The following is a 14,138-nucleotide window of genomic DNA, read 5'->3' as shown; positions in this document are numbered from 1 at the left end:
CGAGCAGGTGAGAAACGGGGTGCAGATGTGCATGCTCACGCTCTGTGATTCGGGTTTGAGAGGGGAATGCTTGGATAGTGCATGGCTCACTCTCTGTGATACGGGTATGTGAGGGTGATGCTGGAATAGCGCATGGTTCACTCTCTGTGATACGGATGATTGGTTGTGATGCTCCAGGCGCGATAGAGGCTCTCGGCCACCAGCACCCGCACCAGCGGATGGGGCAGGGTCAGCGGCGACAGCGACCAGCTCTGCTCGGCGGCAGCCTTGCACTCGGGGGAGAGCCCTTCCGGGCCGCCCACCAGCAGGGCCACGTCGCGGCCATCGAGCTTCCAGGCTTCCAGTTGCACGGCCAGCTGCTCGGTAGTCCAGGGTTTGCCGGGGATGTCCAGGGTCACGATGCGCGAGCGGCCGGCGGCAGCCAGCATGGCTTCCCCCTCTTTTTGCAGAATGCGGGGAATGTCGGCATTTTTACCACGTTTTCCGGCGCCGATCTCGACAAGTTCGAATGGCATGTCTTTGGGAAAACGGCGGCGATACTCTTCGAAGCCATGCTCTACCCAGGCGGGCATCTTGGTGCCCACCGCAATCAACTGGATTTTCATCGGTCTTTACACTTGTGCTCGTTTATTGCGCATTCACCTGAGCGGTGTTGCTCCAGAGTTTTTCCAGCTGATAGAAATCGCGATGCTCATCCTGCATCACGTGCACGATGACGGAGCCCAGATCCACCAGCACCCACTCACCGGTGAGCTGGCCTTCCACGCTCAGCAGATCGAGCCCGGCATGGCGAGCTTCGCTGGCCAGATGGTGGGCGATGGCGCTGACGTGACGGCTGGAGTTGCCGGAGCAGATGATCATGGTGTCGGTGATGCTGGATTTGCCGCGCACATCGAGGGTGATGATGTCGCGGCCTTTCATGTCATCGATCTTGTCGACGATAAAGGCATGCAGTTCTTGGCCTTGCAATGAGTCTCTCCTGTATTCCGGCGCGCTTTCACGGCGTGAGGGCGGCGGATTATATCATGGTCGCTCCCGTTTCCCAGTCCGGTGAAGGGGAGTGGAACAGGGGCCGTGCCCGCTCGGAAAACGGCCCCCTGTTGATCACTATAGTGCGCGATCCGCGTCGGACAACTACCCCGGAAAACCGGGTTCAGGCCGGTCGATAGAGCCCCTGCTGGCGGATGTACTCCGCCACCGATGGCGGCAGCAGATAGCGGGGATCCGCCCCCGCCGCCAAGCGCTCTCTGAGCCGGGTGGCCGACAGCTCGATGGGCAGGTTGTCCGCCAGCCAGATGCGGCCGTGGCGCAGCCGGTGCAGCTCCGCCACTTCGCGGGCCTGGTGGCGGGTCAGCAGCGCGACCACTTTGGCCGGGTAATCCGGTTGCCAGCCGGGACGGGTGCTCACCACCAGGTGGGCGTAGTCGAGCAGCTCCTGCCAGCGGTGCCAGCTTGGCAGGCTCAGCAGGGAGTCCATCCCCATCAGAAAGCAGAGCGGGGTGTCCGGCAGCTCGCTCCTCAGCTCGATCAGTGTGTCGATGGTCCAGGAGGGTGTGTCGCGCTTGAGCTCCCGCTCATCCACCACGAAGCCCGGGTTTTCCGCCGCCGCCAGCGCAACCATGGCCAGACGCTGCTCGCTCGAGCAGAAGGGATTGGCGCGGTGGGGCGGGATATGGTTCGGCAACAGGCGCACTTCGGCCAGACCAATGGCGTCGCGGGCCTCGATGGCCGGGCGCAGATGGCCGATGTGGATGGGATCGAAGGTTCCCCCCAGAATGCCGATGGGCGGCTGCAGCATGGGCTCCCCTCCGGGGATGGCCGGGATGTCGACGGGCTGGCTCATATGTCAGATCCCGCCAGCGGCAAGGGGGTACCATCGCGAAAACCGAGGGCGATGGTCTGCAGCATCAGCCAGGCCTGCTCGGTATCGAAGCGACGCTGGGCGTCGTCGAGGCGGGCCATCAGCTGCCACAACTGCTGCAGCTTGGCGAAGGGGAGCCGGGTCAGCGCCTGCTGAATAAGCTGCTGGCGGCTCTGCCAGATGCGCAATCGGGAGAAGTGCTCCACCAGCGGCTGACCGGCGCGGGCCGCCAGCGCCAGCTCGGTGAGCTGCTCCAGCTCGCGGCACAGGGTCCAGGCCAGCATGCCGGGCTCGGTGCCTTCGGCGCGCAGGGCCAGCAGGATGCGCTGGGCCCGGTTCACCTTCCCTTCCAGCAGGGTGTCGATGAGCTGGAACGGGGTGAAGTGGGCGTGGCGGATGATGGTCTCCTGCAGATAGGCGACGCTGATGGGCTGGGGCGGCGAGAGCAGGGTCAGCTTCTCTATCTCCTGGCTGGCGGCCAGCAGGTTGCCCTCGTAGGAGTGGCACATGAAGTTGACCGCATCCGGCAGCGCCTTGAGGCCGAAGCGCTGGAAGCGGGCGCTCATCCAGCGCGGAAAGAAGCGGGGCTCGGGGTGGTTGACCGGCACATAGGTGCCGCTCTGGCTCAGCTTGTCGAACCAGGCTGCCTTCATCTGGGTCTGGTTGAGACGATTGCCGCTCAGTACCAGCAGCAGGTCGGGGTGCAGCTGCTTGCCGATCTCGCTGATGCGGGCGGCCAACTCCTTGTCGACCTTGGCCGGCAGCTCCAGCTCGATGATCTGGCGGGCCGAGAAGAGGCTCATGGCCTGGCAGGCATCGTAGACCTGATTCCAGTCCAGCCCCTGTTCCACCACGAAGCTGTGGCGCTCATCGAAGCCCTGTTTGCGCGCCACCTGGCGCACGGCATCGATGGCTTCCAGCTTGAGCAAGGGCTCGTCCCCAAAAATGAGATAGCAGGGCTTGAGCCCTGCCTTGAGATGATCCGCAAACTGCTCGGGATAGACTCTCATCAACACACTCTCATCAGGATGGGCGCATCAGAATTTGACCTGACTGAGCTGGCGGATCACCAGGTTGGCGGCCTGCTCCTGCATCTCCTTGCCGAGCTGCTCCTGCTCGCGGGAGGAGGCGAGCGCCGCGTCCGGCTTGTTCAGGAAGCTGCGGTTGAAGGCGATGGGGAAGACCTGGGTCGGTTTGCCCGGCATGGAGACGGTGAACTGGGTGTTGTAGCCCAGCACGTACTCACGGGCCTGGCCGATGGAGTCGACGGAGGCGACCTGACTGGTGCTGCCGACGCCGGACAGGGTCAGCACCGGAATGCCCTCCTTGTCGGCGAGTTCGACGCCAGCGGCTTTGAGGCGGGTGGTGACCAGCCGGTAGAAGTCGCTCTTGTTGTCACCGACCACCTTCATGGTCATCAACTCGGGCGGGATGGCGGTGCCGCGCATCTGGAAGCCGCAGGCCTGCAGCAGCAGACCGGTCAGCAGGATGGCCATCCAGCGGGTGAGGGTGGTGCCCATAGAAAATCCTCTTTGCATGAAGTGAAGAGCGGCGGGCGCAGGGCCCGCCGTTATCATCCGTTTGCTGTGACCGCTTGGCAACCGCTCCGTTGGCGACGCAGTTGCGTCGACCCGAACCGGTACCCGGTTGCCAGTAAGCGATATGGCATCAGTTGGCTACGATGTTGAGCAGCTTGCCCGGCACGTAGATCACCTTGCGTACGGTCAGGCCGTCGGTGAACTTCTGTACCGAGGCATCGGCCATGGCCAGCTTCTCGACGTCGGCCTGGCTGATCTCGGCCGGCACGGTCAACTTGCCGCGCATCTTGCCGTTGATCTGCACCACCACCAGCTTCTCGGTCTCGACCATGGCGGCCTCGTCGGCCACCGGCCAGGCCGCGTGATCGATGTCGTCGCCCTTGCCCAGCATCTTCCACAGCTCGAAGCCGATGTGCGGGGTGATGGGGTAGAGCATGACCACCACAGCTTCCAGCGCTTCCTGCATCAGGGCGCGATCCTGAGCGTCGCTGCCCAGCTTGGCCAGGTTGTTCATCAGCTCCATGATGGCGGCGATGGCGGTGTTGAAGGTCTGACGGCGACCCACGTCGTCGCTCACCTTGGCGATGGTCTTGTGCAGCTCGCGGCGCACGGCTTTCTGGTCGCTGGTGAGGGCGGCCAGATCCAGCGCGGCAACGGCGCCACCGGAGACGTGCTCGAAGGTGATGCGCCACAGGCGGCGCAGGAAGCGCTGGGCACCTTCTACACCGGAGTCGGACCACTCCAGGGTCATCTCGGCCGGGGAAGCGAACATCATGAACAGACGCACGGTATCGGCGCCGTAACGCTCCACCATCAGCTGCGGGTCGATGCCGTTGTTCTTGGACTTGGACATCTTGGTCATGCCGGAGTGCATCACTTCACGGCCTTCGAGGTCGACCGCCTTGGTGATGCGACCCTTGTCGTCGCGCTCAACCTTGACGTCGAGCGGACTGACCCAGACATTGCCGCCCTTCTCGTCCTTGTAGTAGAAGGCGTCAGCCAGCACCATACCCTGGCAGAGCAGGCGCTTGAACGGCTCGTCGCTGTTCACCAGGCCCGCATCACGCAGCAGCTTGTGGAAGAAGCGGGCGTAGAGCAGGTGCATACAGGCGTGCTCGATGCCACCGATGTACTGGTCCACCGGCAGCCAGTGGTTGGCAGCAGCCGGATCCAGCATGCCCTTGTCGTAGTCCGGGGAGCAGTAGCGCGCGTAGTACCAGGAGGACTCCATGAAGGTGTCGAAGGTATCGGTCTCGCGGAACGCTTCCTGGCCGTTGTAGGTGGTCTTGGCCCACTCGGCATCGGCCTTGATCGGGCTCTGGATGCCATCCATCACCACGTCTTCCGGCAGCAGCACCGGCAGCTGATCTTCCGGGGTCGGCACGACGGTGCCGTCGGCCAGGGTCAGCATCGGGATGGGGGCGCCCCAGTAGCGCTGACGGGAGACACCCCAGTCGCGCAGACGGTAGTTGACGGTGCGCTTGCCGTGGCCCAGCGTTTCCAGCTTGTTGGCGATGGCATCGAAAGCGCCCTGGAAGTCGAGACCGTCGAACTCGCCGGAGTTGAACAGCACGCCCTTCTCGGCGTAGGCGGCTTCGATCACGTTCGGCGCTTCACCGTCGGCCTGCTTGATGACCGGCTTGATCTCGAGGCCGTACTTGGTGGCGAATTCGTGGTCACGCAGGTCGTGACCCGGTACTGCCATCACGGCGCCGGTGCCGTAGTTCATCAGCACGAAGTTGGCGACCCAGACCGGCACCTTGCGGCCATCCAGCGGGTGAATGGCGTAGAGGCCGGTGGCCATGCCCTTCTTCTCCATGGTGGCGAGCTCGGCTTCGGCCACCTTGGTGTTCTTGCACTCTTCGATAAAGGCGGCCAGCTCCGGATTGCTTTCGGCGGCCTGCAGCGCCAGCGGGTGACCGGCGGCGATGCCCACATAGGTCACGCCCATGAAGGTGTCAGGACGGGTGGTGTAGACCTCGAGATGCTCAGTTTGACCGTCGATGGCGAAGCTGATGTTGACCCCTTCGGAGCGGCCAATCCAGTTGCGCTGCATGGTCTTGACCATCTCAGGCCAGCCTTCCAGGTTGTCGATGTCGTTGAGCAGCTCTTCGGCGTAGTCGGTGATCTTGATGAACCACTGGGGGATCTCTTTCTGCTCCACCGGGGTGTCACAGCGCCAGCAGCAGTTGTCGACAACCTGCTCGTTGGCCAGCACCGTCATGTCGTTCGGGCACCAGTTGACGGAGGAGGTCTTCTTGTAGACCAGACCCTTCTCGTAGAGCTTGGTGAAGAACCACTGCTCCCAGCGGTAGTAGTCCGGCTTGCAGGTAGCCAGCTCGCGATCCCAGTCATAACCCAGACCCAGCATCTTCAGCTGGTTCTTCATGTATTCGATGTTTTCGTAGGTCCAGGGCGCCGGTGCCGTGTTGTTCTTGATGGCGGCGTTTTCCGCCGGCAGGCCGAAGGCGTCCCAACCGATGGGTTGCAGCACGTTCTTGCCATTGAGGCGTTGATAACGGGAGATCACATCACCTATGGTGTAGTTGCGAACGTGCCCCATGTGTAGACGACCAGACGGATAGGGGAACATGGAGAGGCAGTAGAACTTTTCCTTGTCTACTTTCTCCACCGCCTTGAAGGTTTTCTTGGCATCCCAGTGCTTTTGCACTGCTGGTTCTATGGATTGGGGAACGTATTGCTCTTGCATTGGTGACATCCGGATCTGTGAAATGGATAGATAAATCAGCTGGGAAATCGCAATAGAATACCCATATCCTGCGGCGGCAACAACCGCCAGCGTCCCTCGGGCCTTAAGCCGGGCTCGATCAGGGTTCAGTAGAGGAGTAACGGCCATGGACAAACGTCAAAAAGGGTACGAAGCCTTCATTGCCGAACTGCAAAAGCAGTGGCAAGAGACAGAACAGTTCCAGGGGGAGCGCCTCAACCGGATGATCGCCAAAGTACAGGCCTATCTGGAGGCGGCCGGGGATCTGACCCAGGACGAGCTGGCGCTGATCGCCGAGTATGTGAAGCGAGATCTGGGCAACTATGACGAGGGGCGCAAGGATGAGCAGGTGGAGGAGTCCGCCTTCATGCTGGCGCTCAAAGATACCGCCTGGTCCTGGCTGGCGGACGTGACCGACCGCACCCAGGTGGAGTGGCAGGAGCTGGCGGACGAGCTGGAGCACAAGGGGGTCTACCGGGCCGGTGACTGGGTGGGGCTCGGGGTATTGGTGTGCGATCACTGCGAGTGGCGCCATACCGTGCTGCACCCGGAACAGCTTGGCACCTGCCCCGAGTGCGGGGCCGATGAGTATCACCGTGAGCCGCTCTCGCCCTGAGAACCTGTCCACACTCTTACTGCGAGGCCGTGATCAAGGCTCATGTACTGCTCGCTTGTTTGTAACCGATAGTTCTCACGTATATCTATACGCTCCGGTTCCTGCGCTGCTCTTTACCTTGCTGACGACCTCTCGTTGCAGAGCCTGAACAGGTTCTGAGCGGGTATCAGACTGAACAGAAGAGAGGCGCCCCTGGGCGCCTCTCTTGTTTATCTGCCTTGTGTTGCCTCAGCCCTTGCGCGCCCAGGGGTGGGCACGGGGGCGCAGCCCCAGTCCCAGCGCCAGCAGCAGGGCGGCGATGCCGTACATGGGCCAGCTGCCAAAGCGCAGATAGGGGGTCACGCCGTGGGCGGGACGCACCTCGGTGCGCAGCACGCCAGCCTCGAACTGCGGGATCTGGGCGATGATGCTGCCGTCGATCTCGGTGACTATGGTGATGCCGGTGTTGGTGTCGCGCAGCAGCGGGCGGGCCAGCTCGAGGGCACGCATGCGGGCGATCTCCATGTGCTGCCAGGGACCGATGCTGGTGCCGAACCAGGCGTCGTTGGAGACGGTCAGCAGGAAGTCGGTATCCGGCTGCACGTTGCGGCGCACCTCGTCCGGGAAGATGATCTCGTAGCAGATGGCGGCGGCAAACTTGAGCCCCTTGGCGATCAGGTTCGGCTGCACCTCGTCCCCGCGGCTGAAGGAGGACATGGGCAGGTTGAAGAAGGGCGCGATGGGGCGCAGCAGATCTTCAAACGGCACGAACTCGCCGATGGGCAGCAGGTGATATTTGTAGTAGCGGTTCTTGTGCTGGTAGTAGTAGGACTCCTTGCCTTCCGCATCCTGCACCCCCATGCCGAGCACGGTATTGAAGAAGCGCTGCTGCTCGAGATCGTAATGGATGATCCCCGCCAGCAGGCCGGTATCGTTCACCTTCATCGCCTTGTCCAGGCTCTCCAGGTAGTTGCCCATCTCCTTCTCGATGGCCGGGATGGCGGATTCCGGCCAGACGATGATGTCGGCATCCTGGTTCTCGCGGCTCAGATCCTGATACTTGCGCACCGTCGGCACCAGGGCCTCCGGATCCCACTTGAGGGACTGCTCGATGTTGCCCTGCACTAGCGCCACCTTGACCGGTTCACCTCGGGTCACCCAGTTGAGCTGCATCAGCCCCTGGGCGGCGCCCACCAGGGCCACCGGCACCAGCAGCCAGGCCGGTTTGCGGCTCTGCCAGAGCAGCCAGAGGGCGGAGGCGGTCAGCAACAGCGCGAGGGTGATGCCCTGTACGCCGAGGATGGGGGCAAAGCCCTTGAGGGGCCCGTCGATCTGGCTGTAGCCAAACCAGAGCCAGGGGAAGCCGGTCATCACCCAGCCACGCAGCCAGTCGGCCATCAGCCAGAGCGCCGGGAAGGCGAGCAGCCAGCGGCTCCAGTGACGTTCGCGGAAGAAACGGGCAAACAGCCAGCAGGCCAGGGTCGGATAGAGCGCCAGATAGGCCGACAACCCGGCCAGCAGCACGAAGGCGACCGGCAGGGCGATGCCGCCGAACATGGTCATGCTGACGTGGATCCACCACAGCCCCGGCAAAAACAGCCCCATGGCGTAGCCAAAGCCGCGCCAGGCCGCCTGCTTGGGGGTGGCCTTGTCCAGCAGGGCGTAGAGGCCGAGCAGGGACGGGATCACCAGCGGCCAGTAGTTGAAGGGGGAGAAGGCCAGCACGGCGATGGCGCCAGAGGCCATGGCAAACAGGCTGGTCAGAAGTTTCGATTTTGCGGGCTGTAATTTCACGGGCGATGAGGCTCGGATTGGACTGCTATGGGTTGAATGGCCGGTATCTTAACCCGTAAAGGCGGTCAACGGCGAGCCTCCCGGCCGACGGCCCGAAGCGAGGGGATAAAAGGGTGATGACGGGCCCGGTAGCCGGTGGGAAACAGGGGGCACGTGGTCAAACGAACAGCGCCCCGACGGGCGGGGCGCTGTTGACTCGGACCAGGGCTTATTGGGCCTCGGACTGTGCCGCGACATGGTTGTCGGGGATCTTCACCTGCAACTGCTGCAGACGACGCTTGTCGGCATGCATCACCTTGAACAGGTAGCCGTCCAGCTCGATCTCCTCGCCCTTCTTGGGCAGGTGGCTGAAGGCGTGCATCACCAGACCGCCGACGGTATCCACCTCTTCATCGCTGAACTGGGTACCGAAGAAGTCGTTGAAATCCTCGATCTCGGTGAGGGCGCTCACCGAGAAGACCCGTTTGCTGATGCGGCGGATCTCGTCCGGCTCGTCTTCGATGTCGTCGAATTCGTCGTCAATCTCGCCGACGATGAGCTCAAGGATGTCCTCGATGGTCACCAGACCGGAGACGCCGCCGAACTCGTCCACCACGATGGCCATGTGGTAGCGCTCTTCGCGAAACTCCTTGAGCAGCCGGTCGACCCGCTTGCTCTCGGGCACGATCACCGTGGGGCGCAGGATATTCTCCAGTTGCAGCGGCTCGCTGGCGTGGTGGCCGCCGAACCCGAACGGCAGCAGATCCTTGGCGAGCAAGATGCCCTCCACGTGATCCTTGTCCTCGTTGATCACCGGGAAGCGGGAGTGGCCCGACTCGATGATCACCGGCAGGATCTCGTCCACCGGCTGGGATTTCTCGATGGTCACCATCTGGGAGCGGGGGATCATGATGTCGCGCACGCGCAGCTCGGCAATTTCGAGCACCCCCTCGATCATGTCCTTGGTGTCCTGATCGATGAGATCGCGCTCTTCGGCGTCGGCTATCACTTCCACCAAATCGTTGCGGTCTTTTGGCTCGCCCTGGAAGAGTTGGCTGAGTTTGTCGAGCCAGGTTTTCTTCGGCGAGCCGGTACTAGGGTGATCGTCGGTCATTTTCTCTCTTGGTTACTCGTATGAACACACTTGAAATCGTTGTGGCTATATGAGGATGGGCATCGGCTGTTTCAAGGCGATGACCATCCCGCGGTTTACTCTTCGTCGTTCAGATAAGGATCGGCGAAACCGAGCTCCTGCATGATGTCGCGCTCGAGCGCTTCCATCTCTTCGGCCTCGTCATCCTCGATATGGTCATAACCTAGCAGATGGAGACTGCCGTGCACAACCATATGGGCCCAGTGGGCCATCAGTGGCTTGCCCTGCTCGATGGCTTCGCGCTCCACCACCTGGCGGCAGATCACCAGATCGCCGAGCAGCGGCAATTCCAGACCGGGTGGTGCCTCGAACGGGAAGGAGAGCACGTTGGTGGGCTTGTCCTTGCCGCGATAGGTGAGGTTGAGCTCGTTGCTCTCCGCCTCGTCGACGATGCGCACCGTCACTTCGGCCTCCTGCTGGAAGCCGAGAATGGTGCCGTCGAGCCAGCCCTGCAGCTGGGCCTCGCTCGGCAGGCCGTCGGTGTTGGCACTGGCCAGTTGCAGATCCAGGGTCACGCTCATTGGGCACTCTCTTTACTGGTGTGGGTGGCGACTTTGTCGGCCGCCTGTTTGGCATCGAACGCCTCGTAGGCCTGCACGATGCGGGCCACCACAGGGTGGCGCACCACGTCGGCGGACTGGAAGAAGTTGAACGACAGGCCGTCGACATTCTGCAGCACTTCCAGCGCATGGCGCAGGCCCGACTTCTGGTTGCGGGGCAGGTCTATCTGGGTGATGTCACCGGTCACCACCGCCTTGGAGTTGAAGCCGATGCGGGTCAGGAACATCTTCATCTGCTCGGTGGTGGTGTTCTGGGCCTCGTCCAGGATGATGAAGGCGTCATTCAAGGTTCTGCCGCGCATGTAGGCGAGCGGCGCCACCTCGATGATGTTGCGCTCCATCAGCTTCTCCACCCGCTCAAAGCCCAGCATCTCGAACAGGGCGTCGTAGAGCGGGCGCAGGTAGGGGTCCACCTTCTGGGAGAGATCACCGGGCAGGAAGCCGAGCTTCTCGCCCGCTTCCACCGCCGGCCGGGTCAGCAGGATGCGGCGGATCTCCTGGCGCTCCAGCGCATCCACCGCCGCCGCTACCGCCAGATAGGTCTTGCCTGTTCCTGCAGGGCCTATGCCGAAGCAGATGTCGTGGCGCACGATATTGGCGATGTACTGGGCCTGGTTGGGGCTGCGCGGCTTGATGAGGCCACGCTTGGTCTTGACCGTCACCTCCTTGCCATAGGGGATGCTCGGTGCCGGCTCGTCATCCTGCTCCAGCACCCGCGACTCCTGAATGGCCAGATGGACCATGTCGGGGGTGATGTCGGTCACCTTGCCGCCCTTGAGCGGCTGGGTTTCCACATAGAGGTGCTTGATGATGACGGCGGCCGCGTCCACCTGGGCTTGCTTGCCCAGCAGCTGGAAGTGGTTGTCGCGGTAGCTGATCTCGACGCCGAGGCGGCGCTCCAGCTGTTTGATGTTGTCATCGAACGGGCCGCACAGACTGGCGAGACGCTGGTTGTCGGCGGGTTCCAGATGCAGATTCAGGGTCGAGAGGTGTCGGCTCAAAGTGTCCTCGTCTTGACGCGATCCCATCCGGCCGGGGCCGGATGGGGTGAACAGATTAGTGGGGAGTGAAGGCGGCCACGCCCAGCTGGTCCGGTACGTTGTCCGGGCGGCGGGCCAGGATTTCGCTCGGGGCGGTGGCGATGCGCAGGTTCATCTCGTTCTCGCCGCGCAGGAACTTGCCGCGCAGGGAGTTTGGGCGCACCTCGGTGATCTCCACGTCGGCAAAGCCGCCGATCAGGGTGTGCGGGCCTTCGAAGTTGACCACCCGGTTGTTCTCGGTGCGGCCGCACAACTGCATGGGATCGAGCTTGGAGGGCCCTTCCACCAGGATGCGCTGGGTGGAGCCCAGCATGGCGCGGCCAATCTGCATCGCCTGGTTGTTGATGACGTGCTGCAGGCGGCTCAGGCGGGCTTTCTTCACCTCTATGTCGACATCATCGGGCAGATCGGCGGCCGGAGTGCCGGGGCGCGGGCTGTAGATGAAGCTGAAGCTCATGTCGAAGTTGATATCCTCGATGAGTTTCATGGTGGCCTCGAAATCCTCGTCCGTCTCGTTCGGGAAGCCGACGATGAAGTCGGAACTGATGGTGATGTCGGGACGGGCGGCGCGCAGGCGGCGGATCTTGGACTTGTACTCCAGCACGGTGTGCGGGCGCTTCATCATGGTCAGGATGCGGTCGGAGCCGCTCTGCACCGGCAGGTGCAGGAAGCTGACCACTTCCGGGGTGTCCCTGTAGACCTCGATGATGTCGTCGGTGAACTCGATGGGGTGGCTGGTGGTGTAGCGAATGCGGTCGATGCCGTCGATGGCGGCTACCAGTCGCAGCAGCTCGGCGAAGGTGCAGATGCCGCCGTCGAAGGTCGGGCCCCTATAGGCGTTGACGTTCTGGCCGAGCAGGTTCACTTCGCGCACGCCCTGCTGGGCGAGCTGGGCGATCTCATAGAGCACGTCGTCCAGCGGTCGGCTCACCTCCTCGCCGCGGGTGTAGGGCACCACGCAGAAGGAGCAGTATTTGGAGCAGCCTTCCATGATGGAGACGAAGGCGGTCGCCCCTTCGGCGCGCGGCTCGGGCAGGCTGTCGAACTTCTCGATTTCGGGGAAGGCGACGTCCACCTGGGCGCCGCGCCCCTCCTGTACCTGCTTGATCATGGTGGGCAGGCGATGCAGGGTCTGCGGACCGAACACGATGTCCACATAGGGGGCGCGGGTGCGAATGTTGTCCCCCTCCTGGGAGGCGACACAGCCGCCCACGCCGATCACCAGACCGGGCTTGTTCGCTTTCAGTTTTTTCCAGCGTCCCAGCTGGTGGAACACCTTCTCCTGCGCCTTTTCGCGGATGGAGCAGGTGTTGAGCAGCAAGACGTCTGCCTCTTCGGGCTCTTCGGTCAGCGTGTAGCCATTGCTGGCATCCAACAGGTCGGCCATCTTGGACGAGTCGTACTCGTTCATCTGGCAGCCCCAGGTTTTAATGTGAAGTTTCTTGCTCATTGCTTCTCTTGACTTGTTTTGAATGCGGCATGGTCAAAGGACCGGGCATTTTACTCCGCAATCCGGAGACTGCCTAGCAAATATCCAGCCCGCCATGGTCGGAACGCAGCCGTAGCCACCTCGGCAGGCATCGGCTTTCTCCTTGATTTGGCGCACTAATTCTCCACGGCCTTCACTGTTTCTCGGCGCCCCTTGCGGTATCATGTGACCATTCGGTCCGGCTGCGCTCTCCCCTTGCCCGGGCCCACCCCTTGCAGGAATCAAGTTATGGAACAGTGTGATATCGCCATTGTCGGGGCCGGCATGGTCGGCGCCGCCACCGCCTGTCTGCTGGCGGCGCAGGGCCTCTCCATCCGGGTCATCGAGACCCGGTTGCCGGAGCAGTACGCCCCCGAGCAGCCGCTGGATCTGCGGGTCTCCGCCATCAGTCAGGCCTCGGTGGCGCTGCTGGAGCAGGCCGGTGCCTGGCAACACCTGCAACAGATGCGGCTGTGCCCCTATCGCCGGTTGGAGACCTGGGAGCTGGATGGTTTCGCCACCCACTTCAACGCCGCCGACCTCGGCCTGCCCCAGCTCGGCTACATCATCGAGAACCGGCTGGTGCAGCTGGCGCTGCTCAGACGCATGGAAGATTTCCCCAACATCCAGACCCACACCCCGGCAGCGGTGACCAGCCTGCGCCAGGGCGCGGACGAGGCGGTGCTGACCCTGGATGATGGCAGCGAGCTAGCCGCCCGCTGGGTGCTGGCGTGCGATGGCGCCGAATCCCGCACCCGCCAGCTGGCCGGCATCGGGGTGTCGCGTTTTGAATACCGCCAGCACTGCATGCTGATCAACATCGACACCGACTTCGAGCAGGAAGACATCACCTGGCAACAGTTCACCCCGAGCGGTCCGCGCGCCTTCCTGCCGCTGCCGGGCCGGCACGGCTCCCTGGTCTGGTATGACAGTCCGGCCCGGATCCGGACGCTGGCGGCCATGAGCAACGAGGGGCTGGCCGCCGAGGTGCGCCGCCACTTCCCGGCTCGCCTCGGTGGTTTTTCCGCGACCGGCAAGGGGAGCTTCCCGCTGGTGCGCCGCCACGCCAACGACTACCACGCCGGCCGGGTGGTGCTGCTGGGCGATGCCGCCCACACCATCAACCCGCTGGCGGGGCAGGGGGTCAATCTCGGCTTCAAGGACGTGGCCTGCTGGGCGGATCTGTTGCACAGTGCCGGTGCCGAGTGGCACAAGCCCGAACTGGCGACCCGCTATGAACGGCGGCGCCGCCCGGACAACCTGCTGATGCAGTCGGGGATGGATCTCTTCTACGGCGTCTTCAGCAACGAGATAGGCCCCCTCAAGCTGGCCCGCAACCTGGCCCTCAATCTGGCGGACAAGGCGGGCCCGCTCAAGGAGATGGCGCTACGCTATGCGCTGGGGCTGGTTTAAGGCGCGTGG

General features: G+C 63.0%; 13 protein-coding genes. 2 read left to right on the top strand and 11 right to left on the bottom strand.

The features are described from left to right. Positions 1 to 137: 137 nt before the first annotated feature. The 6 genes from rlmH to leuS form a co-directional block, all read right to left on the bottom strand. Positions 138 to 605: a 23S rRNA (pseudouridine(1915)-N(3))-methyltransferase RlmH gene (rlmH, locus tag I6L38_RS13805; protein WP_005298242.1), complete on the bottom strand. Its 468-nt coding sequence runs from the start codon at positions 603 to 605 to the stop codon at positions 138 to 140. Between the two features lie 22 nt (positions 606 to 627). Further along, positions 628 to 969 (bottom strand): ribosome silencing factor, encoded by a 342-nt coding sequence (rsfS, locus tag I6L38_RS13800; protein ID WP_005298244.1) that lies wholly within the window; start codon positions 967 to 969, stop codon positions 628 to 630. A gap of 184 nt (positions 970 to 1,153) precedes the next feature. Continuing rightward, a complete protein-coding gene (gene nadD / locus I6L38_RS13795) occupies positions 1,154 to 1,798 on the bottom strand; it encodes a nicotinate-nucleotide adenylyltransferase (RefSeq protein ID WP_216989591.1) in 645 nt (214 codons plus the stop codon). A 41-nt stretch (positions 1,799 to 1,839) separates the two neighbouring features. Then, positions 1,840 to 2,871, bottom strand: a complete 1,032-nt coding sequence (gene holA / locus I6L38_RS13790; RefSeq protein WP_216988638.1) for a DNA polymerase III subunit delta — start codon at positions 2,869 to 2,871, stop codon at positions 1,840 to 1,842. Between the two features lie 27 nt (positions 2,872 to 2,898). Further along, a complete protein-coding gene (lptE, locus tag I6L38_RS13785) occupies positions 2,899 to 3,381 on the bottom strand; it encodes an LPS assembly lipoprotein LptE (RefSeq protein WP_005298250.1) in 483 nt (160 codons plus the stop codon). Between the two features lie 148 nt (positions 3,382 to 3,529). Then, complete coding sequence (gene leuS, locus I6L38_RS13780) at positions 3,530 to 6,109, bottom strand: leucine--tRNA ligase (protein WP_010633152.1); 2,580 nt, start codon at positions 6,107 to 6,109, stop codon at positions 3,530 to 3,532. 145 nt (positions 6,110 to 6,254) lie between these two features. Between leuS and I6L38_RS13775 the strand changes: the two genes are divergently transcribed. Further along, positions 6,255 to 6,743, top strand: coding sequence for a zinc ribbon-containing protein (locus I6L38_RS13775; RefSeq protein ID WP_005298255.1), 489 nt, complete (start codon positions 6,255 to 6,257; stop codon positions 6,741 to 6,743). 228 nt (positions 6,744 to 6,971) lie between these two features. Here the strand turns inward: I6L38_RS13775 and lnt are convergent, their stop codons facing one another. From lnt to miaB, 5 genes are all read right to left on the bottom strand, one after another. Continuing rightward, positions 6,972 to 8,516, bottom strand: coding sequence for an apolipoprotein N-acyltransferase (gene lnt, locus I6L38_RS13770; RefSeq protein WP_025201276.1), 1,545 nt, complete (start codon positions 8,514 to 8,516; stop codon positions 6,972 to 6,974). Positions 8,517 to 8,724: 208 nt separating this feature from the next. Then, positions 8,725 to 9,609, bottom strand: a complete 885-nt coding sequence (gene corC / locus I6L38_RS13765; RefSeq protein ID WP_005298259.1) for a CNNM family magnesium/cobalt transport protein CorC — start codon at positions 9,607 to 9,609, stop codon at positions 8,725 to 8,727. A gap of 95 nt (positions 9,610 to 9,704) precedes the next feature. Further along, entirely contained in the window at positions 9,705 to 10,169 is a 465-nt protein-coding gene (gene ybeY / locus I6L38_RS13760) for an rRNA maturation RNase YbeY (RefSeq protein WP_017787985.1), read from the bottom strand. Further along, a complete protein-coding gene (locus I6L38_RS13755; protein ID WP_010633155.1) occupies positions 10,166 to 11,209 on the bottom strand; it encodes a PhoH family protein in 1,044 nt (347 codons plus the stop codon). Before I6L38_RS13755 ends, ybeY begins: the two co-directional genes overlap by 4 nt. A 55-nt stretch (positions 11,210 to 11,264) precedes the next feature. After that, complete coding sequence (gene miaB / locus I6L38_RS13750; RefSeq protein ID WP_043171223.1) at positions 11,265 to 12,698, bottom strand: tRNA (N6-isopentenyl adenosine(37)-C2)-methylthiotransferase MiaB; 1,434 nt, start codon at positions 12,696 to 12,698, stop codon at positions 11,265 to 11,267. Positions 12,699 to 12,965: 267 nt separating this feature from the next. On the opposite strand from miaB, the gene I6L38_RS13745 reads away from it, so the two are divergent. Beyond that, positions 12,966 to 14,129, top strand: a complete 1,164-nt coding sequence (locus tag I6L38_RS13745) for an FAD-dependent monooxygenase (RefSeq protein WP_043171222.1) — start codon at positions 12,966 to 12,968, stop codon at positions 14,127 to 14,129. Positions 14,130 to 14,138 lie beyond the last annotated feature (9 nt).

Origin of the sequence: Aeromonas sp. FDAARGOS 1408 (assembly GCF_019048665.1) — a bacterium.
GTDB classification, from domain to species: domain Bacteria; phylum Pseudomonadota; class Gammaproteobacteria; order Enterobacterales; family Aeromonadaceae; genus Aeromonas; species Aeromonas dhakensis.
The sequence above is the reverse complement of the archived record's forward strand: the minus strand, read 5'-3'. Positions and strand labels throughout refer to the sequence as shown.

What these genes read in the sequence shown, in the direction of transcription:
- rlmH (WP_005298242.1), bottom strand. Translation starts at nt 605, where the DNA reads ATGAAAATCCAGTTGATTGCGGTGGGCACCAAGATGCCCGCCTGGGTA.
- nadD (WP_216989591.1), bottom strand. Translation starts at nt 1,798, where the DNA reads ATGCTGCAGCCGCCCATCGGCATTCTGGGGGGAACCTTCGATCCCATC.
- holA (WP_216988638.1), bottom strand. Translation starts at nt 2,871, where the DNA reads ATGAGAGTCTATCCCGAGCAGTTTGCGGATCATCTCAAGGCAGGGCTC.
- lptE (WP_005298250.1), bottom strand. Translation starts at nt 3,381, where the DNA reads ATGGGCACCACCCTCACCCGCTGGATGGCCATCCTGCTGACCGGTCTG.
- leuS (WP_010633152.1), bottom strand. Translation starts at nt 6,109, where the DNA reads ATGCAAGAGCAATACGTTCCCCAATCCATAGAACCAGCAGTGCAAAAG.
- I6L38_RS13775 (WP_005298255.1), top strand. Translation starts at nt 6,255, where the DNA reads ATGGACAAACGTCAAAAAGGGTACGAAGCCTTCATTGCCGAACTGCAA.
- corC (WP_005298259.1), bottom strand. Translation starts at nt 9,609, where the DNA reads ATGACCGACGATCACCCTAGTACCGGCTCGCCGAAGAAAACCTGGCTC.
- ybeY (WP_017787985.1), bottom strand. Translation starts at nt 10,169, where the DNA reads ATGAGCGTGACCCTGGATCTGCAACTGGCCAGTGCCAACACCGACGGC.
- miaB (WP_043171223.1), bottom strand. Translation starts at nt 12,698, where the DNA reads ATGAGCAAGAAACTTCACATTAAAACCTGGGGCTGCCAGATGAACGAG.
- I6L38_RS13745 (WP_043171222.1), top strand. Translation starts at nt 12,966, where the DNA reads ATGGAACAGTGTGATATCGCCATTGTCGGGGCCGGCATGGTCGGCGCC.